The organism is Nonomuraea sp. IBHARD001 (assembly GCF_056106265.1).
Genome location: NZ_JBWBBW010000002.1, coordinates 6913038 through 6939374 on the forward strand (window position 1 = coordinate 6913038; position 26337 = coordinate 6939374).

At 71.4% G+C, this 26337-nt stretch carries 22 protein-coding genes; 14 read left to right on the forward strand and 8 right to left on the reverse strand.

The annotated features are described in order from the left end of the window. Window positions 1–72: 72 nt before the first annotated feature. Together ACTWNK_RS33075 and ACTWNK_RS33080 are read right to left on the reverse strand one after the other, a co-directional pair. Complete coding sequence (locus tag ACTWNK_RS33075) at window positions 73–798, reverse strand: helix-turn-helix transcriptional regulator (protein ID WP_474308838.1); 726 nt, start codon at window positions 796–798, stop codon at window positions 73–75. Between the two features lie 171 nt (window positions 799–969). Next, window positions 970–1995 carry a PHP domain-containing protein gene (locus ACTWNK_RS33080; protein WP_474308839.1) on the reverse strand — a complete coding sequence of 342 codons (1026 nt, stop codon included), beginning with the start codon at window positions 1993–1995 and terminating at the stop codon, window positions 970–972. 106 nt (window positions 1996–2101) lie between these two features. On the opposite strand from ACTWNK_RS33080, the gene ACTWNK_RS33085 reads away from it, so the two are divergent. The 8 genes from ACTWNK_RS33085 (at window position 2102) to fabF (ending at window position 8853) form a co-directional block, all read left to right on the forward strand. Then, the gene (locus ACTWNK_RS33085; RefSeq protein WP_474308840.1) at window positions 2102–2515 is read left to right on the forward strand and encodes a hypothetical protein; all 414 of its coding nucleotides are present in this window, start codon (window positions 2102–2104) and stop codon (window positions 2513–2515) included. 6 nt (window positions 2516–2521) lie between these two features. After that, window positions 2522–3658 (forward strand): glutathionylspermidine synthase family protein, encoded by a 1137-nt coding sequence (locus ACTWNK_RS33090; RefSeq protein WP_474308841.1) that lies wholly within the window; start codon window positions 2522–2524, stop codon window positions 3656–3658. A 1-nt stretch (window position 3659) separates the two neighbouring features. Beyond that, window positions 3660–4091 carry a DUF350 domain-containing protein gene (locus tag ACTWNK_RS33095; protein WP_474308842.1) on the forward strand — a complete coding sequence of 144 codons (432 nt, stop codon included), beginning with the start codon at window positions 3660–3662 and terminating at the stop codon, window positions 4089–4091. 85 nt (window positions 4092–4176) lie between these two features. Next, window positions 4177–5295: a PucR family transcriptional regulator gene (locus ACTWNK_RS33100; protein ID WP_474311050.1), complete on the forward strand. Its 1119-nt coding sequence runs from the start codon at window positions 4177–4179 to the stop codon at window positions 5293–5295. A gap of 107 nt (window positions 5296–5402) precedes the next feature. After that, on the forward strand, window positions 5403–6299 hold the full coding sequence (locus ACTWNK_RS33105; RefSeq protein WP_474308843.1) for an ACP S-malonyltransferase: 897 nt from the start codon (window positions 5403–5405) through the stop codon (window positions 6297–6299). 5 nt (window positions 6300–6304) lie between these two features. Beyond that, window positions 6305–7255 (forward strand): beta-ketoacyl-ACP synthase III, encoded by a 951-nt coding sequence (locus ACTWNK_RS33110; protein ID WP_474311052.1) that lies wholly within the window; start codon window positions 6305–6307, stop codon window positions 7253–7255. Between the two features lie 78 nt (window positions 7256–7333). Next, window positions 7334–7573 (forward strand): acyl carrier protein, encoded by a 240-nt coding sequence (locus tag ACTWNK_RS33115; protein ID WP_474308844.1) that lies wholly within the window; start codon window positions 7334–7336, stop codon window positions 7571–7573. Between the two features lie 47 nt (window positions 7574–7620). Next, window positions 7621–8853, forward strand: a complete 1233-nt coding sequence (gene fabF / locus ACTWNK_RS33120) for a beta-ketoacyl-ACP synthase II (RefSeq protein WP_474308845.1) — start codon at window positions 7621–7623, stop codon at window positions 8851–8853. 406 nt (window positions 8854–9259) lie between these two features. Here fabF and ACTWNK_RS33125 read toward each other — a convergent pair whose 3' ends face one another. Further along, window positions 9260–9754: a DUF3145 domain-containing protein gene (locus ACTWNK_RS33125; RefSeq protein ID WP_474308846.1), complete on the reverse strand. Its 495-nt coding sequence runs from the start codon at window positions 9752–9754 to the stop codon at window positions 9260–9262. A gap of 175 nt (window positions 9755–9929) precedes the next feature. Between ACTWNK_RS33125 and ACTWNK_RS33130 the strand changes: the two genes are divergently transcribed. The 4 genes from ACTWNK_RS33130 (at window position 9930) to ACTWNK_RS33145 (ending at window position 15144) form a co-directional block, all read left to right on the forward strand. After that, window positions 9930–10961: a S8 family peptidase gene (locus ACTWNK_RS33130; protein WP_474308847.1), complete on the forward strand. Its 1032-nt coding sequence runs from the start codon at window positions 9930–9932 to the stop codon at window positions 10959–10961. Between the two features lie 66 nt (window positions 10962–11027). After that, the gene (locus ACTWNK_RS33135; protein ID WP_474311053.1) at window positions 11028–11561 is read left to right on the forward strand and encodes an RNA polymerase sigma factor; all 534 of its coding nucleotides are present in this window, start codon (window positions 11028–11030) and stop codon (window positions 11559–11561) included. Continuing rightward, window positions 11558–12010, forward strand: coding sequence for a hypothetical protein (locus ACTWNK_RS33140; RefSeq protein WP_474308848.1), 453 nt, complete (start codon window positions 11558–11560; stop codon window positions 12008–12010). Before ACTWNK_RS33135 ends, ACTWNK_RS33140 begins: the two co-directional genes overlap by 4 nt. A 404-nt stretch (window positions 12011–12414) precedes the next feature. Next, window positions 12415–15144 (forward strand): CHAT domain-containing protein, encoded by a 2730-nt coding sequence (locus tag ACTWNK_RS33145; RefSeq protein WP_474308849.1) that lies wholly within the window; start codon window positions 12415–12417, stop codon window positions 15142–15144. Here the strand turns inward: ACTWNK_RS33145 and ACTWNK_RS33150 are convergent. The 3 genes from ACTWNK_RS33150 to ACTWNK_RS33160 form a co-directional block, all read right to left on the reverse strand. Continuing rightward, window positions 15036–15881 (reverse strand): sulfurtransferase, encoded by an 846-nt coding sequence (locus ACTWNK_RS33150; protein ID WP_474308850.1) that lies wholly within the window; start codon window positions 15879–15881, stop codon window positions 15036–15038. The genes ACTWNK_RS33145 and ACTWNK_RS33150 overlap by 109 nt on opposite strands. Next, window positions 15878–16981 (reverse strand): alkaline phosphatase family protein, encoded by a 1104-nt coding sequence (locus ACTWNK_RS33155; RefSeq protein WP_474308851.1) that lies wholly within the window; start codon window positions 16979–16981, stop codon window positions 15878–15880. The genes ACTWNK_RS33150 and ACTWNK_RS33155 overlap by 4 nt, the downstream gene beginning before the upstream one ends. 176 nt (window positions 16982–17157) lie before the next feature. Further along, window positions 17158–17748, reverse strand: a complete 591-nt coding sequence (locus ACTWNK_RS33160) for a DUF5998 family protein (RefSeq protein ID WP_474308852.1) — start codon at window positions 17746–17748, stop codon at window positions 17158–17160. Window positions 17749–18051: 303 nt separating this feature from the next. On the opposite strand from ACTWNK_RS33160, the gene ACTWNK_RS33165 reads away from it, so the two are divergent. After that, on the forward strand, window positions 18052–20241 hold the full coding sequence (locus ACTWNK_RS33165) for a hypothetical protein (protein ID WP_474308853.1): 2190 nt from the start codon (window positions 18052–18054) through the stop codon (window positions 20239–20241). Between the two features lie 89 nt (window positions 20242–20330). On the opposite strand, the gene ACTWNK_RS33170 is transcribed toward ACTWNK_RS33165, so the two are convergent. Further along, a complete protein-coding gene (locus ACTWNK_RS33170) occupies window positions 20331–23000 on the reverse strand; it encodes a bifunctional acetate--CoA ligase family protein/GNAT family N-acetyltransferase (protein WP_474308854.1) in 2670 nt (889 codons plus the stop codon). A 185-nt stretch (window positions 23001–23185) separates the two neighbouring features. Here ACTWNK_RS33170 and ACTWNK_RS33175 point away from each other — a divergent pair, with 185 nt between their 5' ends. Continuing rightward, a complete protein-coding gene (locus tag ACTWNK_RS33175; protein WP_474308855.1) occupies window positions 23186–24079 on the forward strand; it encodes a carbohydrate kinase family protein in 894 nt (297 codons plus the stop codon). A 95-nt stretch (window positions 24080–24174) separates the two neighbouring features. On the opposite strand, the gene ACTWNK_RS33180 is transcribed toward ACTWNK_RS33175, so the two are convergent. After that, a complete protein-coding gene (locus ACTWNK_RS33180; protein WP_474308856.1) occupies window positions 24175–26292 on the reverse strand; it encodes a RecQ family ATP-dependent DNA helicase in 2118 nt (705 codons plus the stop codon). Window positions 26293–26337: the final 45 nt, after the last annotated feature.

Here is a 26337-nt window from a genome sequence, read left to right on the forward strand (position 1 = left end):
GCGGACTCTTTCGAACACATCCACGATGACTGACATTGACGACAACCCTATGTCGGTGTTTTCGACTCGCTTTCAGTCCAGATTCGTGCCATGCACGATCATCTCCGGCACATCGGCGACGAAGCCTTCGAGCGGCCGGTCGGGGCAGCGCTCGCCGGTCAGGGTGGCGCCGGCGATGCGGTCGAGCCTGAACACCCGCACGTCGTCGCGCAGGCGACACCAGCCGACGAGGTACCAGAAGCCGCCTCGCCCGCCGAGGAACACGCCGGGCTCCACGTCGCGGGTGCTGAGCGCGCCCTTCCTGTCGACGTAGTCGAGGCGGAGCACCTGGCGGCGCAGCAGCGCGTCCTCGATGGTCTTGGAGATTCCGGCCGAGCCGAGCGCCTGGATGGTCTCCCCGGAGTCGGCGGGCGTCATGAGCTGCACGCGGCGGGCGAGCTCCCTGGCCAGGTCGCCTTCGGGGCCGGGCATGGCGGCCACCACCTTGCGCAGCGCGCTGCGGGCCTGGGCGCCGAAGGGCTGGTCACCGGCCCTGCTCAGGGCCACCGCGATGGCCACGGCCTCGGCGGGGCTGAAGTTGAGCGGCGGCAGCGACATCTTCTTGTCGATCGCGTAGCCGCCTTTGCGGCCGGGTTCGGCGTAGATGGGCACGCCGGACTGCTGCAGGGCGGCGATGTCGCGCTCGATGGTGCGCACGCTCACCTCGAAACGCTCGGCGAGGTCGCGAGCGGACCGGCACCTGGGGGCGATGGCGCGCAGGTCCTCGACGAGCGCGTAGAGCCGATCGGTTCGGTTCACGCCTGCGACGCTACGCCGCCCCACCGACAATTACCGCCACTCCCCGGCCAGGCCCTCCATCCAAGGCCCGAAATAGACGCGCCTCGAAACCTCGAAGCGTAATTCGGCTCTGCCCGAAAAAGCCCGAGCACCATTCCAGACCCCGCAACCACTCGAAATCCCAGAAAACGACTACTCCCCCTTGGTCCACGCCAGCAACCGCTCCAGCGACCACGTGTTGACCACCCGATCCGCCTCGACCCCGCAAAGCGCCGCCCGCTCACACCCGTTCCCCAGCCACTCGAGCTGCCCGGGCGCATGCGCGTCGGAATCGATCGCGAACACGCACCCCGTCTCGTACGCCAGGCGGATCAACCGCTTGGGCGGATCCAGCCGATCCGGCCGTGAGTTGATCTCGACGGCGACGCCGAAACGCCTGCACGCCTCGAAGACCAGGTCGGCCTCGAACGTGGACTCCGGCCGCAGCCCGCCCCGCTTGGTGCCCGCCTTGACGATGCGGCCGGTGCAGTGGCCGAGCACGTCGACGTTCGGGTCGGCGACGGCGGTGACCATGCGCCTGGTCATGTCGTCCGAGTCCATACGGAGTTTGGAGTGCACGCTGGCCACCACGACGTCGAGCTCGGCCAGCAGTTCGGGCTCCTGGTCGAGGCGGCCGTCGGCCAGGATGTCGACCTCGATCCCGGTCAGGATGCGAAAGGGGGCGAGCTCGGCGTTGAGCGCGGCGACCACGTCGAGCTGCGCGCGCAGCCGTTCGGCGGTGAGGCCGCTCGCGATGGTCAGGCGTGGCGAGTGGTCGGTGAGCGCCCAGTACTCGTGGCCGAGCGCCTTGGCCGCCAGCGCCATCTCCTCGATCGGCGAGCCGCCGTCCGACCAGTCGGAGTGGCTGTGCAGGTCGCCCTTGAGCGCGGCGCGCAGTGCGCTCGCGTCGGCGTCCAGGTCGGCGCCCTCGGTGGCCTGCAGCCTGCGCAGGTACGTGGGCACCTGTCCGGCCAGCGCCTCCGACACCGCGAGCGCCGTCACCTTGCCGATCCCGGGCAGCGCCGACAGCCCGCCGGACGCGGCCAGCCGAAGGAGTTCGTCATGCGGGAGGCCCTCGACGACGGCTGCGGCATTGCGGAAGGCTCGTACCCGATAGGTGGGTTCGCCCGCTCGTTCCAGAAGACGAGCGATGTCCCGCAATGCTTGCACCGGCTCCATTCGGGTTACGTACCCAGGGAACGGCTACCCTCGCATACACGTTGTCACGAAAAAGCGTGAATAGATCAACAAAAGGTACGAAGCACCACGTATGGGCGGGAGATCGATGGCAGTCCCAGCCAAGCCGCCGGCCTGGAAGCCGGGCAAACCCGGCAAGAAGCCGGGCAGGTCCATGTCGACGAAGGCGATCACCCTGACCGCCATAGGCGCCGTCGCCGTTCTCGTGGTCGGCGCCGGCCTCATCGACCAGGACGACGAAGAGGTCACGGCCGACTGCGTCGACACCTCCACGCAGGTCGAGGACGGCTCCTTCACCGTCGTCGAGGACAACTACTGCGAGCAGGCGCACTACCGGGGCTCGCTCGGCGCCTTCGCCTGGTACTACGCGGGCACCAGGATCGCCGGACGCGTGCTCAAGGGCACCACCGCACGCCCGGCCGACGCCCACATCGTCTCGCGCACCGGCACGGTCATCCAGCGCGGCGGCTTCGGCGGCCGTGGCGGCAGCAGCGGCGGCTGACCCCCGATGCGACGTGAGCACGGCACCCCTCGCCAGGGGTGGGAACAGATCGTCGAAGGCCACGGCCTCGCCTTCCACCGCGCGGTGCAGACACCGGGCAGTACCCGCCCCTACTGGGACGAGTCCGTCCACTACGTGTTCGACATGGCCGAGATCCTCGCCCTCGAAGAGCAGGTCGAGGAGCTGCACCGGATGTGCCTCGCGGTCGTCGACCACGTCGTGACGCATGACCGCTTCCGCGACTTCGGCCTGCCCGAATGGGCCGCCGCCGAGGTGGCGCACTCCTGGGAGCGCAGGGACCCGCACGTGTACGGCCGCTTCGACCTGCGCTACGACGGCACGGGCCCGGCCAAGCTGCTGGAGTACAACGGCGACACGCCCACCTCGCTCGTCGAGGCCGCGGTCGTGCAGTGGTTCTGGCTGCAGGACGCGCACCCCGGCGACGACCAGTGGAACTCCCTGCACGAACGCCTCATCGACCGCTGGCGCGACCTCGTCCTGCCGACCGGCCCCACGCATTTCGCCTGGACCAACAGGGACGAGACGGGCGAGGAGGCGATGACGCTGGCCTACCTCCAGGAGACGGCGGGCCAGGCCGGGCTCACCACCGTCGCCGTGGCCATGGAGGACATCGGCTGGGACCCGCTCAACCGCCGCTTCGTCGACGTCGAACAGCGCGTGATCCGCTCGGCCTTCAAGCTCTACCCCTGGGAGTGGATGCTCGACGACCGTTTCGGCGCGCAGGCCGTACGGCATGCGGCCTCCACCACGTGGATCGAGCCGCTGTGGAAGACGCTGCTGTCGAACAAGGCGCTGCTGGCGCTGCTGTGGGAGCTGTACCCCGGGCATCCCAATCTGCTGCCCGCCTACCTGGAGGGGCCCGCCGACCTGGCCACCTTCGTCGTCAAGCCGCTGCTCGGGCGTGAGGGCGAGGGCATCAGAGTCGCAACCCACGCAGACTCGGCCGAAACGGGCGTGGTCTACCAGGCGTTCGATCCGCTACCGTCCTTCGACGGCCAGCATCCCGTGCTGGGCGCCTGGATGGTCGCCGACGAGGCGGCGGGACTGGGCATCCGCGAGACGGCAGGCCTGATCACCGACGACACCTCGTCGTTCGTACCGCACCGCATCGAGGAGAACTGACATGCCCCTTGCCGAGCACCTCGGGCGCGGCGCACTCGCCATCGGGGCCTACGCCACCCTCGGCGTGGTCCTGCTGATCGTCGGCTTCTATGTGATCGACCTGGCCATCCCGGGCCGGCTCAGTACGATGATCAAGACCGAGCGCAATCCGAACGCCACCCTGCTCACCTCCTCCGGCCTGGCCGCCGTCGGGCTGATCGTGGCCGCCTCGATCTGGTCGTCGGGAGGCGCCCTGCACGAGGGCCTGCTCACGACCGCGGTGTTCGGCCTGGTCGGCATCGCCGTACAGACGATCGCCATGCTGGCCTTCGACCTGGTCGCCGGGATCTCGGCGCGCGAGCTGGTCAAGGAGGGCGAACTGCGGCCCGGCACCTTGCTGCTGGCCGTCACGCACCTCATGATCGGCCTGATCACGGCGGTCGCCGTCATCTGATCCTGAGCACTGCCCGCGAGCTGGCACCCTAGAGGGCGTGAACGATCGAACGCGCGAGGACACCACCCGCCGGCTGGAACGGGCGATGGGCGCGCTCGGCACGCACGCCATGGCCCGCATGGACGAGCGCCTGCCGTGGTTCAGGGCGCTCAGCGCCGAGGACCGCTCATGGGTCGGGCTGGTGGCCCAGGCCGGGATAGCGGCGTTCATCGAGTGGTTCCAGCATGCCGACGAGGGCAGGCCGACGCCCAGCATCGAGTTCTTCGGCACGGCTCCGCGCGAGCTCAAGCGGCACATCTCGCTGCAGCAGACGGTCGACATCATCCGTGTCATCGTCGAGGTGGTCGAGGCCCAGGTCGACGAGCTCGCCGCACCCGACGGCGGCGACATGCTGCAGCAGGCCATGCTGCGCTACACACGTGACGTGGCCTTCGCCGCCGCCCAGGTCTACGCCCGCGAGGCCGAGGCGCGCGGCGCCTGGGACGCCAGGCTGGAGGCGCTGATCGTCGACGCGCTCGTACGCGGCGAGGTCGACGACGGGCTGCACTCCTGGGCCGCGGCGCTCGGCTGGACCTCCTCCCCCGTCGTCGTGCTGGCGGGCAACGCGCCCGACGACGACCCGCAGGCCGTCATCGACGGCATCAGGGAGAAGAGCCGCAGGTCCAACCTCGACATGCTGGCCGGCATCCAGGCCGACAGGCTGATCGTGATCGTCGGCGGCGCCGACAGCGTCGAGGTGGCGGCCAGGCGCGTGGTGCCGAGGTTCGGCGAGGGGCCCATCGTGGTCGGCCCCGAGGTCGCCGACCTGCACGCCGCAGCCAGCTCGGCCAGGGCGGCGATCGCCGGGCTGCGCGCGGCCGGGGGCTGGCCCGACGCGCCGAGGCCGGTGCACGCCGAGGACCTGCTGGCCGAGCGCGCGCTCGACGGCGACGACGACGCGCGCGGCCAGCTCGTCGAGAACGTCTACCTGCCGCTCGCCGGCACCCCGCTGCTCGACACGCTCTCGACGTACCTGGAGCAGGGCACCTCGCTCGAAGCCACGGCCAGACTGCTGTTCGTGCACCCGAACACGGTCCGCTACCGGCTGAAGAAAATCACCGAGCTGACCGGATACCAGCCGACCGAGGGCAGATCCGCCTTCACCCTCCAGGTCGGCCTGATCCTGGGCAGACTGGCCGAGACCGCTGCCACCTGGCGCGCTTAACGCACCCGACCTGCGCAACCGCTGTATGTTTCCTACAAGGTGCCCTGGACAAAGTTCGTACGGATCCTTATCCGCGTGTCGGACTTCTACAGGGCATGGTGGAGTGCGTGCTCGTACTCGTCGCGCCGGGCCAAGGCGCCCAGGCTCCAGGCTTCCTGACCCCATGGCTCGAACTCCCAGGTCTAGCCGACAGGCTCACCGCATGGTCCGATGTCGTCGGCCTCGATCTGATCGCCTACGGCACCACCGCGGACGCCGACGAGATCCGTGACACCGCCGTCGCACAGCCACTCCTCGTAGCCGCCTCACTGGCCGCGGCCGAGGTCCTGGGCGTCACGCCCGACCTGCTCGCCGGGCACAGCGTGGGCGAGCTCGCCGCCGCCGCACTGGCCGGAGTGATCACTCCCGAGCAGGCGCTCGGCCTGGTGCGCGAGCGCGGCCAGGCGATGGCCAAGGCCGCCTCCGTCACCGAGACCGGCATGACCGCGGTGCTCGGCGGCGACGAGGAGGAGGTGCTGGCCTCGCTGGCCGAGCACGGCCTGACCCCCGCCAACATCAACGGCGCCGGGCAGATCGTCGCGGGTGGCACGCTCGCGCAGCTGGCCGCGTTCAAGGAGGACCCGCCCGCCAAGGCGAGGCTGATCTCGCTCGCGGTCGCCGGAGCCTTCCACACCGTGCACATGGCCCCGGCGGCCGAGCAGTTGCGCGGAGCCGTCGAAGGGCTCACGCCCGCCGACCCCGCGATCAAGCTGCTGTCCAACGCCGACGGGCAGGTCGTCACCACCGGGGCCGAGGTCGTCGAGCGCCTGGTCAACCAGGTGAGCAACCCCGTGCGCTGGGACCGCTGCATGACCACGATGGCCGATCTCGGCGTCACCGCGATGATCGAGCTCGTCCCCGGCGGCACACTGACCGGCCTGGCCAAGCGCGCCCTTCGCGGTGTCAAGACCGTCGCCCTGAAGACCCCCGACCACCTCGACGCCGCCAGGGAGCTGCTGCAGTGATCACGATGACGCAGGGCTCACCCGGCGCGAAGATTCTGGCGTTCGGCCACTACCAGCCGGCCAACATCGTCACCAACGACGACCTGTCGCAGACGATCGAGACCAACGACGAGTGGATCCAGAGCCGCGTCGGCATCAAGGAGCGCAGGGTCGCGCCCGACACCGAGAGCGACATCGACCTGGCCGCCCAGGCCGGAGGCAAGGCGCTGGCCGCGAGCGGCCTCTCGCCCGCCGACATCGACCTGGTCATCGTCGCCACCTGCACGCTGGAGAGCCAGATCCCCAACGCGGCGGCCAGGGTCGCCACCCGTCTCGAGATCAAGTCGCCCGGCGCCTTCGACGTCAACACCGCGTGCTCCGGCTTCTCCTACGCGCTGGCCGTCGCCAACGACGCCGTGCGCGCTGGCAGCGCCAGGCACGTGCTGGTGATCGGCTCGGAGAAGCTCTCGCAGTGGATCGACTGGACCGACAGGGCGACCGCGGTGATCTTCGCCGACGGCGCCGGCGCGGCCGTGGTCGGCCCCTCCGACACTCCCGGCATCGGGCCGGTCGTGTGGGGCAGCGCGGGCGACAAGTCCGACGCCATCATCATCAAGGACCGCGACTCCTTCCTGCACCAGGAGGGCCAGACCGTGTTCCGCTGGGCGACGACCGCGCTTCACCCGGTCGCCAGGCTCGCCTGCGAGCGTGCCGGCGTGCACCCCTCGGAGCTGGCCGCCTTCGTGCCGCACCAGGCCAACCTGCGCATCATCGAGGCCATCGCCCGCAAGCTCGGCGCCGACAACGCCGTCATCGCCAGGGACATCGTGCTGGCGGGCAACACCTCGGCCGCCTCCATCCCGCTGGCCCTCTCGCGCATGATCGAGCGCGGCGAGGTCCGCTCCGGCGGGCTGGCCCTTCTGCTCGGCTTCGGGGCCGGCCTGACCTATGCCGGTCAAGTGGTCGAGATCCCCTAGCCTTCACTCCGCACGTCTTTCCGGCTTGTACGGCCAGGCCGTACAGAACCCAAATGAAATCTAAGGAGAACCACCGACATGGCAGTCACCGAGCAGGAGATCCTCGCGGGCCTCGGCGAGATCGTCAACGAGATCACCGGCATTCCGGCGTCCGAGGTCACCCCTGAGAAGAGCTTCGTCGACGACCTCGACATCGACTCCCTGTCCATGGTCGAGATCGCCGTGGCCGCGCAGGACAAGTTCGGCGTCGAGATCCCCGACGACCAGCTCAAGGACCTGAAGACGGTCAAGGACGTCCTCAGCTTCATCCAGGCCTAGCCTTCGCGTCACCGATAGACCCCGCTGATCAACAAGGAGTGCAGACAGTGAGTGCAAACCGGGTACGTGTCGTCGTCACCGGGCTCGGCGCGACGACGCCCCTCGGTGGAGACGTCGATTCGACCTGGTCGGCTCTCCTCGCCGGTCAGTCGGGGGTCAGGACGATCACCGAGGACTGGGTCGACAGCCTGCCCGTGAAGTTCGCGGGCGTCGCGGCCGTCGACCCGGCCGAGGTGCTGCCCAGGCCCGAAGCCCGTCGTCTCGACCGCAGCGAGCAGTTCGCGCTGGTCGCCTCCCGCCAGGCCTGGCAGGACGCGGGCGCGCCCGAGGTGGCGCCCGAGCGGCTCGGCGTCGTGGTCTCCAGCGGCATCGGCGGCATCACCACCACGCTCTCGGCCTACGACACCTTCAAGGAGAAGGGCTGGCAGCGCCTTTCGCCCTTCACCGTGCCGATGCTCATGCCCAACGGGCCCGCCGCCTGGATCGGTCTCGATCTGGGCGCCCAGGCCGGTGTGCACGCGACCGTCTCGGCCTGCGCGTCGGGCGCGGAGGCGATCGGCTACGCCATGGACATGATCAGGTCGGGCCGCGCCGACATCGTGGTCGCGGGCGGCACCGAGGCGGCGATCCACCCGCTGAACATCGCCGCGTTCTCCGCCGCGCGTGCCATGTCGACGCGCAACGACGACCCGCAGGGCGCCTCACGGCCGTGGGACAAGGCGCGTGACGGCTTCGTGCTGGGCGAGGGCGCGGGCATCGTCGTGCTGGAGTCCGAGGAGCACGCCAAGGCGCGCGGCGCGCGCATCTACGCGGTCGCGGCGGGCGTCGGCTACTCGGCCGACTCCCACCACATCACACAGCCCGAGCCCGAGGGCCGTGGCATCATCATGGCGATGACGATGGCGCTCACCGACGCCGCCGTCACCGGCCACGACATCAAGCACATCAACGCGCACGGCACCTCGACCCCGGCGGGCGACGTCATCGAGGTGCAGTCGGTCGCCAAGGCGATCGGCACGCACCCGCTGGTGACCTCGACCAAGTCGATGACCGGTCACCTGCTCGGCGGCGCCGGTGGCATCGAGTCGGTGTTCACGATCAAGGCGCTGCAGGAGCGGATCGTGCCCGCGACCATCAACCTGGACGACATCGACGACGGCATCGACGTCGAGATCGTGCACGGCGACACGCGCAAGCTGCCCGGCGGCGACATCGCGGCGATCAACAACTCGTTCGGGTTCGGCGGCCACAACGCCGCGGTCGTCTTCACCACGTACTAGTCCTTTTCGGACCATTACTCAGGTGCGGGCTAGTCCTCGGGCGCCCGGCATCGGCACGCCGCCCTCGGCCCTTCGCGGGCCGTCGGCAGGCGTGCATGCCGGTGGAGCTCCTCGGTGACCGTCTCGACGCCACGTACGCCGATCCTGCCGTCCGATTCTCCTGCCGTCCGATTCGTTCGTATGTGTGACGCCTTCGGGGCGCATTTGGTTGTCGCTGGGCATGTGCCCGTTATCTACCCACTGTTGACCTGGTGCAACACGATCGAGGGCCCCACACGGATTCGTGTGGGGCCCTCGGTCATGTCGTGAGGCGGGGGTCAGGTGGTGGTGTCGCGGCCGCTGAGGCGCTTCAGAGGCCGTCGTACGGCACGGCCCGCACCCGATGTCGGACGCGGGCCGCGGACGGCTACACGGCCGCGTGCAGCCAGCGCACGGGGGCGCCGTCACCCGCATAGCGGAACGGCTCGAGCTCCTCGTCCCAGGGACGGCCGAGCATCTTGTCCAGCTCGTCCTCGAGCACGGCACGGCCCTGACCTGCCATGAGCATGGCCGCACGCACCCTGTCCTCGGGAATGAGGATGTCGCCCGAAGCGCCGATCACCGCGGTGAAGGCGCCGAGCGTGGGCGTATAGGCGTGACGTGAGCCGTCGACACCGGGCGAACCATCCTCGGTGATCTCGAAACGCACACGCTGCCAGCCCATGATGGACGAGGTGACGGCGGCCGCGATGCCGGGACGCCCCTCCCATTCGGCCTGTGACCGCAGGGTGCCGGGCGCGGCCGGCTGCGGGGTCCACGTCAGGTCGACAGGCACGCCAAGGACGCCCGCGACTGCCCATTCGATATGAGGGCACAGCGCGGGCTGAGCCGAGTGGACGTAAAGCACGCCACGAGCAGACACCGGACCTCCCGTTTCGGTACGAGGTGCGCCTTCCCCAACGGCCTCGTCCTGGGATGATCACAAGTGACTAGGGAGAGACTACCGTCGGTCGCGGCGTGGCACCAGAGGGGGGTCATACCAAGATGTTGCGGGAGTGATACGTGACACGATCGCACCAGGGGAAAGAGAGATCCCCATGGACATCCAAGAGGTGGACGGCGCGCTGATCAGGCCGGGGCAGCTGCTGACCGACAGGAGCGCGCTGTCGGCGGCGAGCCGGTGGACCCAGGCCGTGGCCGAGGCGGACGGCGTGTGCAGGCTCAGACTCAGCCCCGGCGTCGACGCCGCCGACCTCGCCCGCACCCTGCGTGAGCAGGGCCACCGGGCGGCGCCCAACCACGTGCTCGTCGGCCAGCCCCTGTACTTCGGCGGCCCCGCCTCACGCCCCTTCCCCGCCGAACCGCCGGGCTCCCCCGCACGCGGCCGCTCCGGCGTACGGGTCGGCGTGTTCGACACCGGCCTCGCACCCCACACCTGGTGGTCCAAGACCTCCTGGTACGGCGGCGCGGACACGACGCCGGGCGAGGTGCTCGACGCCGACGGGGACGGCACGCTCGACGCCCAGGCCGGGCACGGCACGTTCGTCACGGGCCTGGTCGTGGGCAGGGCGCCGGGGGCTCGGGTGGAGATGACCAGGGTGCTCGACAGCCACGGCGTCGGCGACGAGGCCGGGCTGGTCCGGGCGCTGCACCGGCTGCGGGCCGATCCGCCGCACGTGCTGAACCTCTCCTTCGGCGGTCACAGTGTGGACGACCAGCCGTCGGCCATCGTCGCCGACGCCGTCGCCGCGCTGCCCGGCACGGTCGTGGTGGCGTGTGCCGGCAACACCGCCTCCGACCGGCCGTTCTGGCCCGCCGCACTGCACACGGTGATCGCCGTCGGCGCGCTGGACGCCGCGGGCGAGGGCAGGGCGCCGTTCTCCGCGTACGGCGCCTGGGTGGACGCCTGCGCCCAGGGCGAGTGGCTGACCAGCAGCTTCGTCGAGGGGCACGGCTACTCCGGCTATGCCACGTGGAGCGGCACCTCGTTCGCCACCGCGATCGTGACGGGTGCGGTGGCCGACGCGGCCCGCGAGCTGACGCCGCGCGAAGCCGCGCGCCAAGTGCTCGATCCCAGCAGGAGCAGGCAAATTCCCGATCTGGGAGTACTGATCGCCAAGGCTCGGTAAAGTTCACCCAGAGTTCCCTGTCGATCACGGGGAGGCAACATGGGTCACCAGCATGATCCGCAAGGGATGACGGATCTGCTTCTGGCCGCGGCCGCAGGCGACGCGGCAGCGTGGAACGGTCTCGTGGACCTTTTCGACGCCCGCCTGTGGGCTGTGGCCCGAGCTCATGGTCTCCAGCCGCCCGATGCCGCGGACGCAGTCCAAGGCACCTGGCTGCGCCTCCTCGAGAGCCTGGAGACCATCAGGGCACCAGACAGGGTAGGCGCGTGGCTGGTCACCACCGTCCGGCGCGAAGCGCTTCTCATCAGTCGGAGGGCGGGGGGCGTGCGGCTCACCCCTGAACCGCCCGAAGGCGGCGTGACAGTGGATCCGGCATCCGTGGTCTTACAGGCGGATGAATCGTCTCGGGTCTGGCAGGCTGTCGCGTTCATGCCCGAACCCTGTCGCACCCTTCTGCAGCATTGGGCAACCGCACCTGACTCAGGGCTGCACGAAGCGGCACAGCGACTGGGAATCCCCAGGGGGAGCGCCGGTTCCAGCAGGAATCGATGTCTCCAACAACTGCGCACCCTGATCTCTTCTAAGGAGAAGGTGCCTTGATCGAGGACGAATATCTCTTAGCCGCTCTTCGCCTCGCGACCGGACACGACGAAGTTCCCGCCCACGTCACCGCGTTCGCTCGCGAGGCCTACTCACTCCGGCAGCAGGGCACGGTCTACGCCGCGCCCGAGGACGGGGCGAGCACAACCGCATACGGCATCAGAGGGGCGGACGAGCCCTTCTTCGTCACATTCACGACTCCCGAGCTGGCCTTCGAACTGGAGGTGACCGTCGACGACGGACTCATCGACGTGACCGGGCGTGTCTCTCCCTTCCCGGGGGACGGCACCAGGCTTGAGATACGCACGCCGCACGTGACGCTGTTCCCCGATCTCGTGGGCACGGGTCAGTTCGCGGCGACCGGCATACCGCCCGGGTGGTTCCGGGTGACATGCCACCGGCCAGGCCGTGATGCGGTCTCGACCCGTTGGGTCCGGATCCGTCCTTGACCGTACGTCCACCCATGAGGGCGGCGAACATCACGCCTCCGCCCTCACCGGGAGACTCCCACGGCCCCGCGACGAGGCTTGTCGCGGTGGCCGAAGCGGCCGTGGTGATGGCAGGCGCCGACCCCCGTCGAGCGCACGCCGCCGCGACCGAGATCCTCAGGATGACCGGCGTCCTCACGACGGAGTGGGGCACTGCCGTTCAGCACAGCAGCACGCATGCCCGAAGCACAGCGTCAACCGTCGCTGGTCTCCCGCCAGGCACTGATACGACCTCGGCAGACGATTCCGAGCCCCGCCCCGCACTCCTCTCCGGGCCACCGCCCGGCACGGCGCCGGTAGCACTGGGCGCCGCCACGCCCGGTCCAGCCCTCGGCGGGCTGAGCGGACCGCTGCTCGAAGCGGCGGTGATCGCACTGCGGGCGCTCGCCCTGGCCGCGCGTGAGCTGGGCGACCTGCCCGCCGCCGAACGCCATCTCCGTACGGCTGTCGCCGCCGCGCGGCCCTTCCCGCACCGGCGGGCCCAGGCCCGGCTGTCGCTGGTCACCATCGCCACCGAGCGCGGCCGTCCGCTCCAGGCGTTGCGCATCGCCGCCATGGCCGAGCCTGCTCTGGAGTCGGCGGTCGAGCGGGCCAAGCTCGGCATCCAGCGTGCGGTCGCCCTGGCCCATCTCGACCGGCACGAGGAGGCCATCGCGTGGTGCGATCATGCCGTCGAGGTGCTGGCCTGCTCGTCGGCCGCCCGCGATGAGGGCGATCGGCTGCGTTTCCTGGCCGGGGCTTTGCTCAACCGGGGGATCTGCCGGATGTGGCTGGGGCGGGCCGATGCGGCGGTGGAGGACCTGCGGACCTGCGCCGAGCTCGCCCATGCCGCCGGATTCCCGTTCGTCGCGGTGCTCGCCCGCGCCAATCTGCCGCTCGCCCTGCTGCGTCAGGGGCTGGTGGGCGAGGCGTTGGCCGGGTTCAGGGCGGCGCAGGAGTGGCTCGCCGACTATCCCGAGCGGCTGGCCGTGCTGCGGGCCGAACTCGCGGCGGCGCTGCTCGGGCTGAACCTGGCGGGCGAGGCGCGAGCGTTGCTGGCCAAGGCCGTACCCGAGCTGGAGGCGGCGGGCGCCGGGGCGGCGCTGGCCGAGGCGCGGCTGCGGCTGGCGCAGGCGGAGCTGCTCGCCGGAGACGCGCACCGCGCGGCCGAGGCGGCGCGGCTGGCCGAGGTGGAGCTGGCCGGGCAGCGGCGCACGTCCTGGGTGCCGCTGGCGAGCGAGGTACGGCTGCGGGCGCGGCTCGCCCTGGCGCCGGGCGATGAGGGCTTCGTCACCGAGGCCCTGGAGTGCGCGTCGGCGCTGGAGCGGCACGGGCATCCGGCCCCCGCGTTCGCCTTGCGCCTCACCGTGGCCGAACACGCCCTGGAGCACGGCGACCCGGCCACGGCCGCGCAGCAACTGGACGCGCTGGCCGGGTGCGACCCCGATCGGGCCGGGCGCAGGGCCGCCGAGACGGTGTGCGACCTGTACCGGGTCGTATCGGGCCGGGCGGTGCGTGCGGACAAGGCGGCATCCGCTGGGCGGGGCGGGCTCGGAGATGGTGGGGTGCCGAAAGCCACATCCGCCAGGTGTGACGAGCCTGGAGACGGCGAGGTGCCGAAGGCGGCATCCGCCGGGCGGGGCGGGCTCGGAGACGGTGAGGTGCCGAAGGCGGCATCCGCCGGGCGGGGCGGGCTTGGAGCCGGTGGCTTGCTGAGTGGCGGGTCGCCTGCGCTCGCGCATCACGCCGAGGCGTTGCGCGCCCGGCTGGCCGGTGACGCCGAGGCGGCGATGTGTGCGGCCGAACGCGGCCTTGAGGCGGTCGCCCGGCGGGTCGCGACCCTCGACGACCCGGCCATGCGCGCCTATGCGGCCCGCACGGCGGCCCCCCTGGCCGCGATCGGCCTGCAGCTCGCCCTCACCACGCCCGTCGGCGCACCGCGTGCCGATCGCCCTTCGGCGGGCTCCGCCCGGACGACCCCCGCCGAAGCCGTCTTCCGATGGGCCGAGCGATGCCGAGCCGTGGCCGCCTCCGGCCTCACCACGGCCCCGGATCCGGCCCTCCTGCAGCAGGCGCTCGGCGACCACGGCCTGGTCGAGTACGTCAGGCACGGCGACACCCTCCTGGCCCTCACCCTCACCCCCGACGGCATGCGCCTGCACACGCTCGGCTCCTACGGCGCGGCGGCCGAGGCGACCAAACGGCTGAGGTACGGCCTGCGACGGCTGTACCGCCGCGACACCACGACGCCCGCACGCGACCTGGCCGCCCTGGTGGCGGCCGAGGCCGAGGCGCTGGGCCGGATGCTGGTCACCCCGCTGGAGACGGGCCCGCCGCAGTGGGTCGTCGTGCCGAGCGGCGCCCTGCACACGCTGCCCTGGCCCGCGCTCCCGGCGTTGCGCGAGCGGCCGGTATCGGTGGCGGCGAGCGCGGCCTCCTGGCTGGCGGCGAGGCGGGCCGGCCCGGCGCACGGCCCTGTGCTCGCGGCGGCCGGACCCGGCCTCGTGCACGCCGACGACGAGGTCGCCCAGGTCCTGCGCTTCCACGCCGGAGCCGGGCGGGTGCGGGGCCGGGTCGCCGATGTGCTGGAGGCGATCGGGCGCGCGGGCGTGCTGCACCTGGCGGCGCACGGGCTGTTCCATCCGCGCTCGCCGCTGCTGTCGAGCATCAGCCTGGACGACGGGCCGCTCATGGCCTACGACGTGCTGCGACCGGGCGGGGCTCCCGGGCTCGTGGTGCTGTCGGCCTGCGACGGCGGCATGGCGCACACACCGTCGGACGGCGCCCCGCTGGGCCTGCCGGGCACGTTCCTGGCCAGGGGAAGCGCGTGTGTGCTGGCCGACGTGGTGCCGGTCAGGGACGCCGACGCCGTGCGCCTGATGGAGCGCCTGCACGCACGGCTGGCCTCGGGCACGGCGCCCGCCACCGCGTTGGCCGAGGCGACGGCGGAGACGGGCGTGCTCGGGTTCGTGTGCTTCGGCGACGGCTCGCGGCCGATCGCCCGGACCTACGCGCCGGTGGCGACCGGCCTGGACGGATCGGTGATCCAGTGCGACCACGACCCCACGTACAGCGCGGCGGGGAAACCGGCCAGCGAGAGCGCGAGCACCTCGTGAGCGGCCGTCACGCCGGAGCCGCAGTACGCGCCGAGCTCGGCCCCCTCGTCGACGCCCAGCGCGATGAACCGCTCACGCAGGATCTCGGGCGGCAGGAAGGTGCCGACGGCGGTGACGTTCTGGTCGGTGGGCGCGCTGACCGCGCCGGGGATGTGTCCGGCGACCGGGTCGAGCGGCTCCACCTCGCCCCGGAAACGCTCGGCGGCCCTGGCGTCGAACAGCAGCCCGGTCGTCGTGAGCGCGGCGGCCTGGTCGGCGTCGAGCACCGGCATCGCGCCCGGCTTGGCGGTGAAGTCGCCGGGCTCGGCCTCGCCCACGCCGGTGTCGATCGGCAGTCCGGCCTCCGACCAGGCACGGTAGCCGCCGTCGAGCACGCGGACGTCGTCGTGGCCGAAGTAGCGCAGGCTCCACCAGGCGCGTGCGGCATAGGTGGAGTCGGCGTCGTCGTAGACCACGACCGTGCGCCCGTCGCGCACGCCGAGCGCCCGCATGGCGGCCTGGAAGTCGTCGGCCCCGGGCAGCGGGTGCCTGCCTCCGGCGCCGGGGGTCGCCGCCAGGTCGGCGTCGACGTCGCAGAACACCGCGCCCCGCACGTGTCCCTCACGGTAGGCCTCGGCGCCGCTCGGCGTGCCGCGCCTGAAGCGCACGTCGAGCACCGTCACCTCGTCCGGCAGCAACCCTGCCAGCTCGGCCGCCGTGAGGAGCGGCGTGGCGTCGCCGGTATGGGCACTGCTCATCTGATGACCTCCAGGAGGGGCACGTTCTGCTCGATCGCCGTGAGTGAGCCATGGTATCCGGTGAACATCGCCTCCATCCGATGCCGCTGCGGCGCCACCAGCGCACTGTCCCCGTACGGCACCGCGACGACGTCGCCGATGCGCCCGAGCCACTCGTCTAGCACGCGCGGGCCGAACCAGCCGGACTCGACGGCCTCCTGGCGCGAGACGACCCATGCCTTGCCCGCCAGCGTGTCGCGCCAGGCGGCCAGGACGGCGTCGGCCGCGCCGTGCTCGGTGTAGACGTGGCGGGCCCGCGCCTCGCCGCCCAGCATGCGCACGCCTTCGGCCAGGCCGGGCGCGCTCTCGACGTCGATCTTCTCGCGCACGTTGACCATGCCGTGGTCGGCGGTGACGTACAGGGCGGCGCCCGGCGGCAGGGCCTCGGCGATGCGTTCGGCCATGGAGTCGACGATCGCGAGCTGCTCCAGCCATTCGGGCGTGCCCCAGCCGGTGAGATGGCCCATCGCGTCGAGGTCGCCGTAGTACACGACCACGTGCGCCCTCGGCTCGGCCATCGCCCTGGCCACCCCGGCGACCCGCTCGTCGACGCTGTCGGCGCCGAGGTAGCGCACGCCCCGGTACACGGCCCTGGTCAGCCCCGTGCCCTCGAACATCGCGGGCGCGACATAGCTGCTGGTCACCCCGGCCTGCCCGGCGCGTTCGTACACCGTGGGCCTGGGCTGCCACTCCTCGGGCTCGACGACGAGCCCTTCGGGCCCGCTCCAGCGCAGGCAGTTGAACAACTGCCCCGTGCCGGGTACGGCGAGCATGAGGCCGAGCATGCCGTGCTCACCTGGCGCCGAGCCGGTGCCGAGCGAGCACAGGCTGGTCACGGTGGTGGCGGGAAAGCCCGCGTTGAGCACGCGGCCAGCCCGCGACGACAGGAAGGGAGCGGACTCGGGATGCGCGGCGAGCAGATCGGCGCCGAGGCCGTCGACCAGGAACAGGCACACCCGGTCGGCAGGCGGCAGCCCCAGGACATTGCTCTCGCCGACGCCCAGCGCGGCCAGGATCGAGCCGGGCAGATCGGACAGCGAAGCCGCGCCGTAGGCGGGCACCAGGGGTTCGAGGGGCAGAGGTTCGAGGGAAATGGCACACCTCCGGGTTTCGCGCAGCCCTTCGGGCAGGCCGCCGCCCCACCGTACGCCGGGATCGGCCCGGCGCCCTCAGCTCCCCCGGAAGACCGACGCCCTCAGCTCCCCCTGAAGACCTGAGCGCGATCGGGAGCAGGCGTCTAGGCCGTGGCGCGTGCGGTGGCCTCCGACAGGGACTTGGCGAAGGCCAGGACGTGGCCGACCGCCTCGGGGCCGTCGGCGGCCTCGCTCACGCGCAGGGACAGGTCGTCGGCCGTGATGGCGCCGGTGTAGCCGTGGTCGGCCTCGCAGTTCTCGTCTCCGCAGGTGGCGGGTTCGAGGTCGATGTGCGAGATCGCGCCCCAGCCGATCGTGAGCGTCACCTCGGTCGGCGCCACGCCCGGCACGTAGGAGGCGGGGTCGGGCACGACACGGGTGACGGCGACCGACTGCACGCGGGTCAGCCTGACGGCCTCGGTGGTCGTCGAGGCGTGTGCGGCCGAGACTCCTTCGACGGGCGGGTGCTCGTCGGTGTGGCAGACCAGCAACCTGGTGGCCGACAGCACCAGGACGGTGACGTGCCTGCGCACCTCCATCGCCGGATCGAAGGTGGCCTCGTGGTGCACCACGTAGGCGGTCACCGCCTCCTTGCCCAGCGCGGATTCGACCGCATCGGTGACGAGGTCGGGGTAGTAGCCGCTGCGCTCGATGGCTTCACGCAGGCCCGCGGCCGAGACTCGGGTTTCCCTCATGGGTCCATCCTGCCAGCCCGGTGGCCTGCGCTCATACTGTCGCGGCAGATCTGGACAAATCAACTCATAACCCGCTCAAATCGGATAATTACCCTTGAGCCGGTCGAGGCTGCGGGCAACAATTACCTCTTATCGCCGAATTCACCGGTTTGCTATCAGGCAGAGCAGGTTATCGCTAGGACGTAGACAAGCGATGTCCGTCCCGCTGGCCTGCGCTGAAATCACCAGACGTCATGAGTGGGTAGCGCATGGCCGAATTGCGGTCGGACATTCTCCTATAAATGCTATCTCGGGGGAAAAAATATGGAATACGGACTCCCTCGTCCGCAGCGGCGTGCCCAGGCGGCACGCCGTACAGGGCTGGCCGCCGCCACGGCGATGCTGGCGGGACTCACGTTCGTGGCCATGGTCACGCCCGCGCATGCAGAAACACTCGACCAGGAGACCTTCGCGGGCGACAACGTCTCGGCCACGAAGTGGGTCGCGACCAGCCTGCTCTCGGCGACGGACCGGCCGTGTCTGACCTCGGCCACCGCCTCCAAGCCCGGCTCGCTGCCGCACTGCCTTCAGGGCGCGGCCGACGCGCCCGGTGACGGCGTCTTCCGCCTCACCGACAACTCCAAGAAGAACGGCGGTGCGCTGCTCCTCAACCAGCCGCTGCAGTCCGACCGGGGCCTCACCTTCGAGTTCGACACCTACCAGTGGGACGCCGTGCAGTACGCCGACCCGAAGCTGGGTGCGCGTGGCGGTGACGGCATCTCCTTCTACCTGATGGACGGTGCGGCGGCGGCCAATGTGGGCGCTCCCGGCGGCGGCCTCGGCTACAAGGACCTCAAGGGCGCCTTCGTCGGCATCGGCTTCGACGAGTACGGCAACTTCTCCAACCCCAAGGTCGCGGGCAAGGGCGGCCCCTCGGGCTGCAACTCCGACGGCACGGGCAACTGCGTCAAGCCGAACTCCGTCGTCATCCGAGGCTCGGAGGCGACCGGCTACGCCTACATCCAGGGCAAGACGCTGCCCAACACCTCCTACCTCGCGCTCGACAAGGAGAAGAACCGCGCCGTCGCCAAGCGGCACGTCGTCGTCGACATCTCCACCAAGAGCATCATGAACGTCGGCATCAGGTTCCAGGACGGCGGCGAACTCGTCTCCGTCGTGGAGAACCTCGACCTCAACAAGCTGCCCGGCCAGCCGCCCATCCCGAAGAGCATCAAGGTCGGCTGGGCCGCCTCGACGGGCGCCGCGACGGCCAACCACGCGATCGGCGGCTTCATCGCCAACACGCTGAACGCCGACCTCAAGCTCGACCTCACCAACAACGGACCGTGGGACGGCGGCAAGACCGGCCAGTACACCGCCACCGTCTCCACCAGCCCGTCCTACGGCTACGCCGACGACCCGCTCAAGCTGACGGTCGACATCCCGGCGGGCGTCACGCCCACCGCGGCCAAGGGCGACGGCTGGACCTGCGCGATCGACGGCCAGAAGGTCACCTGTGACAGCGACGCCGACATCGCGCCCGGGGCAGCCGCTCCGGCCGTGACCATCGACGTGGCCATCGCCAAGGAGACCACCGGCACCGTCACCGCCAACGGCAACGTCGACTCGGTGACCGACGTCCCCGGCGGCGTCGAGGTCAACCCCGAGGACAACGCCACCACCAGCGACACCGAGGTCACCCCGGCGCCGATTCCCGGCCCTGACCTGAGCACGACCGTCGGCGGCGCCACCACGATCGCCGCCGGCACCACCGGCGACGTGACGCTGACCGTGGCCAACGGCCCGGCTCCGGCCAACGGCCCGACCAACGGCGTCGTCACCGCCACCTTCACCCCGCCCGCCGGCACCACCGTGACCGGCGCGACGGGCGAGGGCTGGACCTGCACGGGCACCACCGTCGTCACCTGCACCCGTCCGGGCACCGGCGCCGACGCGCTGCAGCCCGGCGCGAGCTACCCGGCGATCACCGTCGGCCTCAGCGTTCCCGCCGGCGCCCCGCAGGGCCCGGTCCAGGGCGGCGTCGGAGCCGAGACCCCGGGTGACACCAACCCGGCCAACAACAACGGCACGGTCGACCTGACCATCGCGCCTCCGGTCTTCGTCGAGCCGTCCGGCAAGCTGGACGTCAAGGTGTCGTCGAGCCCGAACCCGTACGTCCCGGGTGACCCGTACACCTACACGGTCACGGTGACCAACACCGGCGCCAACCCGGTCAGCGGCGCCGCCGTGACCGCCGACTGGCCCACGCCGTGGGACAAGATCAAGTGGACCTGCAAGGGCGACGGCTGCCCCGCCGCCAGCGGTGTCGGCGACGTCAACGCCGTCGTCGACCTGGCGCCGGGCGCTTCGGTGACCTACACGGTCGCCTGCCAGATGCCCAAGGGTGTGGAGGCCGGCTACACGGCCACCGCGAGCGTCACGGCCGCCGACAGCAACTGCGCGAGCGGCTGCACGGCGACCGACACCAACCCGCTGCCCGCGCGCCTGCGCTGAGCGGCACCCAGCACCACCGCTTGACCGCATGACCGCATGACGGAGGCGGGCGTCCGCGAAGGTCGCCCGCCTCTTCGCGTGTCCGGGAGTCAGGCCAGGCGTCTCGGGCCGCCGTCGCGCCGAGGCCCCTCCGGGCTTCTCAGCAGGGCGCGCGCGCCGAGCACGATGACACCGGACTCCCCCACCAGCACCTGGTCGAGGTCGAGCCTGACCAGTTCGGGCAGGTCGTTGGCCAGCCGCCCCACCCGGACGAGCAGGTCCTCCAGCGCCGCCACCGCCACCGGCGGATAGCCGTACTCCCCGAACAGCAGCGGCGCCGCCCGTACCGAACGCACCAGCCCCGCCGCGTCCTCCGCCGTGAGCGGCGCCAGCCGATACCCCTGGTCGCGCAGCAGCCTGGCCGCCACCTCGCCCAGCCCGAACGACACCACCGGCCCGAACGCCGGATCCTCCGTCACACTCACCACCGTGGGTACGGCGGGCTGCGGCGCCATGCGCTGGACGGCGAGCACGGTGTCGGCGCCGAGTTGCGCCGCGAGATCGGCATAGGCGGCACGCAGCCCGCCGGGCGCGGCCAGACCGAGACGCACGGTGCCCGCGCGTTGCGCCGCGTCGGGGTCCGCCGCCTTGAGGACGACGGGCCAGCCGAGACGTTCGGCCGCGGCCACGGCCTCGTCGGGGGTGTGCACGACCTCGGCCGGCCAGACGTCCAGGCCGTAGCGTGCCATCAGCTCGCCCGCGTCGATCTCCACGACCGCGTCGTGCTCGTCGCCGAGCGCCTGTTCGACGAGGGCACGCGCGCCTTCGGCGTCCAGCCCTTCGAGCTCGGGCGGACGTCCGGCGGGGCGCTCGCGCCACATGGCGTAGCGCACGACGTGGGCCAGGGCGCGCACCGCCTCCTCGGGGGCGGCGTAGGAGGGCACGGAGCCGCGTTCGGGCAGGGCGCTCTCGCAGGGCGGGCCGCCCGAGGCGTCGACGCGCAGGGCGGGCAGCATGCCGAGATGGCCCTGGAAGGTGGCCAGGACCGGTTTGTCGAAGGCTCCGGCCGCCGCGACCAGCGCCGAGGCGACGTCGTCGGAGGCGCCCGGGATCGGCGGCATGTACACGACGACGGCGGCGTCCACGTCGTCGGCGCCCAGCACGTCGCTCAGCGCGGCGCCGAACTCGGCCGCGCCCGCCCTGGCGCCCAGGTTCACCGGGGGCCTCGGCTCGAGCCCCGCGCTCACGCACGCGTCGACGGCCAGCAGGCCCAGCGCGTCGGAGTTGCTGACCAGGCCCACTCTCGGGCCGCGCGGCAACGGCTGGTGCGCCAGCAGCTGGCCCACGTCGAACAACTGGATGAGGTCGTCCACCCTGATCACGCCCGCCTGCTCGAACAGCGAGCTCAGCGCACTGTCCGGCAGCCCGAGCACCGGCGCGGCATGCCCTCTCGGCACGCCCTGGGTGGTGCCGCCCGACTTGACCACGACGATCGGCTTGACCCGTGAGATGCGCCTGGCCAGCCGGGTGAACTTGCGCGGATTACCGAGCGACTCCAGGTACAGCAGGATGACCTCGCTCGCCGGGTCCTCCTCCCAGTACTGCAGCAGGTCGTTGCCGGACACGTCGGCCCTGTTGCCTGCCGAGACGAACGAGGAGATGCCCATACCGCGCTGCGCCACCCGCTGCAGCAAGGCCGTGCCGAGCGCGCCCGACTGGCTGAAGAAACCCACCCTGCCCCGGCCCGGCACGGTCGCGGCCAGCGTGGCGTTGAGCCGTACTGCGGGATCGGTGTTGGCGATGCCCAGGCAGTTGGGCCCAACCACGCGCAGTCCGTATGCCCTGGCGATGCGCACCAGTTCGTCCTGCCGTTCCCGGCCTTCGGCCCCGGTCTCGCCGAACCCCGACGACACCACGATCAGCCCCCGCACGCCCTTCTCCGCACACTCCTTGACCACGTCGATCACCCCCTCGGCGGGTACGGCGAGCACGGCGAGGTCGACCTCGCCGTCGATCGCGGTCACGCTCGGGTAGGCCCGCACGCCCGCCACGGCGCGCACCTCGCGGTGCACCGGGTAGACGGGGCCGGTGAAGTCGGCGGCCAGCAGGTTGCGCAGCACGGTCTGGCCGACGCCGCCCGGCTCGCGGGAGGCGCCGATCACCGCGACCGAGCCCGGGGTGAGCAGCCTGGCGATCGAGCGGGCCTCGGCCCGGTGCTCACGCGAGCGGGTCACCTCCTGGGCGGTGTCGGTGGGCGTCAGGTCGAGGATCATCCGCACCACGCCGTCGGCGAAGGCGCTCTGCGCGGTGTAGCCGACCTGGCGCAGCACGGCCATCATCTTCTGGTTGGCCGGGAGCACGTCGGCGACGAACCGCTCGATGCCGCGCTCGCGTGCCGTCTCGGCCAGGTGCTCCAGCAGGACCGATGCCACGCCTCTGCCCTGATGGGCGTCCTCGACGAGGAAGGCGACCTCGGCCTCGCCGGGACCGGTGCGGTCGTAGCGGATCACGGCCACCATCTCGGTGCCGATCGTCGCGATCAGCGCCACCCTGTCGGTGTAGTCGACATGGGTGAACCACGCCACGTCGCGGTCCGACAGCCGCGGCCTGGGGCCAAAAAAGCGGAAATAGATCGATTCCTCGGACAGCCGCGAATAGAATGCCCGCAGCCGGTCGGCATCGGCCGGTCTGATCGGGCGCACGTGAGCGGTCCCGCCGTCGGCGAGGACGACGTCCGCCTCCCAATGGGCGGGATATTGAGCTTGCGCGGTCGCCTCCACAGTCCCGAGCGTAGACCTCTATCCCAGATGCCAAGACCTGGCACCCCGCTTGGACAACGCTTGTGCATCGACTGTGGTCGGCTGTCCGGTCTATGCCCCACGAGCAGACCCGAAGCTGTTAGTTTTCTCGGCGTCAGGCTCGTGTGGAGAGCGTCTGAGGCGAAGGCAGCAAGGTGGTGGACATCATGACGCGGGTCGTCGTGGTGGGCGATCTGATGACCGACGCGGTCGCACGCGCCCGTTACGCCCTGGCCAGGGCTAGCGACACCCCGGCCATCGTGACCATGCATGGCGGCGGTTCCGGGGCCAACATCGCCTCGTGGCTGGCCGTCGAGGGAGCCGAGGTGGCCTTCATCGGCCGTCGCGGCGCCGACATCACGGGCCGAAACCGCGACATGGAGCTGATGGGCTACGGCGTCGACGCCAGGCTCGTCATGGACCCCGAACGTCCGACCGGCACCTGCGTCGTGCTCGTGACCCACAAGGGCGAGCGGACCATGCTGTCCGACCCCGGGGCCAATGCCGCGCTCTCGCCCGAGGACCTGCCGCGCGACCTGTTCGCCCAGGGCAGTCATCTGCACCTGTCCGGCTACACGCTGATCAACGACGGCTCGCGCGAGGCCGGGCTCACCGCCCTGGACATGGCGCGCCGCTCCGGGATGTCGATCTCGATCGACTGCTCCTCCTCCGCGCCCCTTGAGCGCACCGGCGCCGAGCCGTTCCTGGAGTGGACGCACGGCGCCAAGCTGCTGTTCGCCAACGCCGACCAGGCCAAGGTGCTCACCGGGCGCGAGGACCCCGCGGCTGCCGCCAAGGTGCTCACCGCGTGGTTCCCGCAGGTCGTCATCAAGCTCAACACCGACGGCGCGCTGTGGTACACCAACAGCAGGGCCGAGCCGGTCCGCGTCCCTGCCGAGGCCGTCGACCGCGTCGTGGACGGCACCGGCGCGGGCGATGCCTTCACCGCCGGTTTCCTGCCGGCCTGGCTGTCCGGCAAGCCCCCCGCCGAGGCCCTCGCCTCGGGCTGCAGCCTCGCCGCCAAGGCCATCTCCCACCTGGGAGCCCGGCCCCGCCTCTGAGGCACACGCCGTCCCACCTCAGGCCCCGCGCACTCCGGTACGCGGGGCTTTGTGCTGGGATCCGCGTGCTGGGGTCCGCGGGTTTCCGGGTGGGTTCAGCTGGTCGTGGCCAGGGCCAGGGGCAGGACCGCCGGAGCACCGGCGTGCCGGATGAGGGCCGCGCCGAGTGTCATCGTCCAGCCCGTGTCCACCCGGTCGTCGATCAGCAGCACCGGCCCCCCGCACTCGGCGACAGCCGTACCCAGGTCCTTGGGCATGGCCAGCGTCGCGCGGATCGCCGAGACGCGCTGGGCGCTGTTGAACTGGCGGCCGGGTGAACCGGCGCGGTAGCCGAGCTCGCCGAGGTAGTCCAGACGCCCCACCTTGGCCAGCCGTTCGGCGAACGAGCGCACCAGCAGCGGCCGGGAGGCGGACGGCACGCTGACCACGGCGATGGGACGCGCCTGCCACTGCCAGGCGGCCAGCACCTGGACGACGGCCTTGAACATGTCGTCGGCGATGGGCGCGTCCGGCGCGTTGAAGAGGTCGCGCAGGCGGTTGCCCCAGCCGATGTCGGTCAGGCGGCCGAGCGCCTTGCCTGGCTCGGCGCCGAGCTCGGGGCGGATACGGCCCGACAGGTCGCTCAGGCCGGTCGGCCACTGCCTGCGGGCCTCCACCTCCACGCCGGGCCTGCCGAGGCTCTCCCTGGCTCTCTCGACGGCTCCCGAGGCGATCTCCGGCGAGCGGTGCACGCCCGTGCAGTTGTCGCAGCGGCCACAAGGGGTGGCCGTGTCGTCGTCGAGGCGTCTGCGGAGGTACTCCTCGCGGCACTCCTGCGTCGTGAGGTAGTCGATCATGGCCTGCTGCTCGGCCTTGCGCTCGGCGGCGATGCGGGCATAGCGCTCGCCGTCGTAGTCCCACGGCTCGCCCGTCGCCTCCCAGCCGCCCTTGACTCTGCGCACGGCCCCGTCGACGTCGAGCACCTTGAGCATCATCTCCAGGCGGCTGCGCCCGAGGTCGACCCGCGTCTCCAGCGCCTGGGTGGACAGCACGCCGCCCTCCTCCAGCGCGCGCAGCGTGGTGCGCACGACCTGCTCGGGCGGGAAGGCGAGCGAGGAGAAATACTCCCAGATGTCGCGGTCCTCGGCACCGGGCAGCAGGATGACCTCGGCGCGCTCCACCCCGCGCCCGGCCCGGCCGACCTGCTGGTAGTAGGCGACGGGCGACTGCGGCGCCCCGACGTGGACGACGAACCCGAGGTCCGGCTTGTCGAAGCCCATGCCGAGCGCGCTGGTGGCGATCAGGGCCTTGACCTTGTTGCCCAGCAGGGCCTCCTCGGCCTCCAGACGCTCGGCCTGCTCGGTCTGGCCGGTGTAGGCGAGCACCTCGTGCCCCTGCTCGCGCAGGTAGGCGGCGATCTCGTGCGCGGCGGCGACGGTGAGCGTGTAGACGATGCCGGAGCCGGGCAACTCGTGCAGCGTCTGGGCCAGCCAGGCCAGGCGCTGCTCGGCCGTGGGCAGCCGTACGACGCTCAGGTGCAGGCTGTCGCGTTCGAGGGGGCCGCGCAGGACCAGCGTGTCCTCGGCGTCCTCGATGAGGTAGCCGGAGGCCGTGAGCTGCTCGGCCACGTCGTGGGTGACCCTGGCGTTGGCCGTCGCGGTCGTCGCCAGCACCGGCACACCGGGCGGCAACTCCTCGAACAACCCCTTGAGCCTGCGGTAGTCGGGCCTGAAGTCGTGGCCCCAGTCGGAGATGCAGTGCGCCTCGTCGACGACCACGAGCCCGGCGCTCTCGGCCAGCTCGGGCAGCACGTTGTCGCGGAACTCGGGGTTGTTGAGCCGCTCGGGACTGACCAGCAGCACGTCGACGAGCCCGTCGGCGACCCGCGTGTAGATCTCCTCCCACGCCTCGGGGTTGGCCGAGTTGACGGTGACCGCCCTGATGCCCGCGCGCTCGGCCGCCGCGATCTGGTTGCGCATGAGCGCCAGCAGCGGCGAGACGATGACCGTGGGGCCCTCGCCGAGATCCCTGAGCAGGCCGGTGGCGACGAAGTAGACCGCCGACTTGCCCCAGCCGGTGCGCTGCACGACCAGCACCCTGCGCCGCTGCACGACCAGCGCCTCGATGGCGCTCCACTGGTCTTCGCGCAGCCGCGCGTGCTCGCCGGCGAGCGCCCGCAGACGCTCCTCGGCCTGCTCGCGCAACATCGCCACTTCGGGGAGGACCTCACTCATGGGGTCCTTGTTACCAGGTTCGGCCGACGTTTTCCCCCAACCGGT

What these genes read in the sequence shown, in the direction of transcription:
- ACTWNK_RS33180 (WP_474308856.1), bottom strand. Translation starts at nt 26,292, where the DNA reads ATGAGTGAGGTCCTCCCCGAAGTGGCGATGTTGCGCGAGCAGGCCGAG.
- ACTWNK_RS33150 (WP_474308850.1), bottom strand. Translation starts at nt 15,881, where the DNA reads ATGAGCAGTGCCCATACCGGCGACGCCACGCCGCTCCTCACGGCGGCC.
- ACTWNK_RS33115 (WP_474308844.1), top strand. Translation starts at nt 7,334, where the DNA reads ATGGCAGTCACCGAGCAGGAGATCCTCGCGGGCCTCGGCGAGATCGTC.
- ACTWNK_RS33110 (WP_474311052.1), top strand. Translation starts at nt 6,305, where the DNA reads ATGACGCAGGGCTCACCCGGCGCGAAGATTCTGGCGTTCGGCCACTAC.
- ACTWNK_RS33135 (WP_474311053.1), top strand. Translation starts at nt 11,028, where the DNA reads ATGACGGATCTGCTTCTGGCCGCGGCCGCAGGCGACGCGGCAGCGTGG.
- ACTWNK_RS33100 (WP_474311050.1), top strand. Translation starts at nt 4,177, where the DNA reads ATGGGCGCGCTCGGCACGCACGCCATGGCCCGCATGGACGAGCGCCTG.
- ACTWNK_RS33095 (WP_474308842.1), top strand. Translation starts at nt 3,660, where the DNA reads ATGCCCCTTGCCGAGCACCTCGGGCGCGGCGCACTCGCCATCGGGGCC.
- ACTWNK_RS33165 (WP_474308853.1), top strand. Translation starts at nt 18,052, where the DNA reads ATGGAATACGGACTCCCTCGTCCGCAGCGGCGTGCCCAGGCGGCACGC.
- ACTWNK_RS33085 (WP_474308840.1), top strand. Translation starts at nt 2,102, where the DNA reads ATGGCAGTCCCAGCCAAGCCGCCGGCCTGGAAGCCGGGCAAACCCGGC.
- ACTWNK_RS33080 (WP_474308839.1), bottom strand. Translation starts at nt 1,995, where the DNA reads ATGGAGCCGGTGCAAGCATTGCGGGACATCGCTCGTCTTCTGGAACGA.
- ACTWNK_RS33175 (WP_474308855.1), top strand. Translation starts at nt 23,186, where the DNA reads ATGACGCGGGTCGTCGTGGTGGGCGATCTGATGACCGACGCGGTCGCA.
- ACTWNK_RS33130 (WP_474308847.1), top strand. Translation starts at nt 9,930, where the DNA reads ATGGACATCCAAGAGGTGGACGGCGCGCTGATCAGGCCGGGGCAGCTG.
- ACTWNK_RS33090 (WP_474308841.1), top strand. Translation starts at nt 2,522, where the DNA reads ATGCGACGTGAGCACGGCACCCCTCGCCAGGGGTGGGAACAGATCGTC.
- ACTWNK_RS33160 (WP_474308852.1), bottom strand. Translation starts at nt 17,748, where the DNA reads ATGAGGGAAACCCGAGTCTCGGCCGCGGGCCTGCGTGAAGCCATCGAG.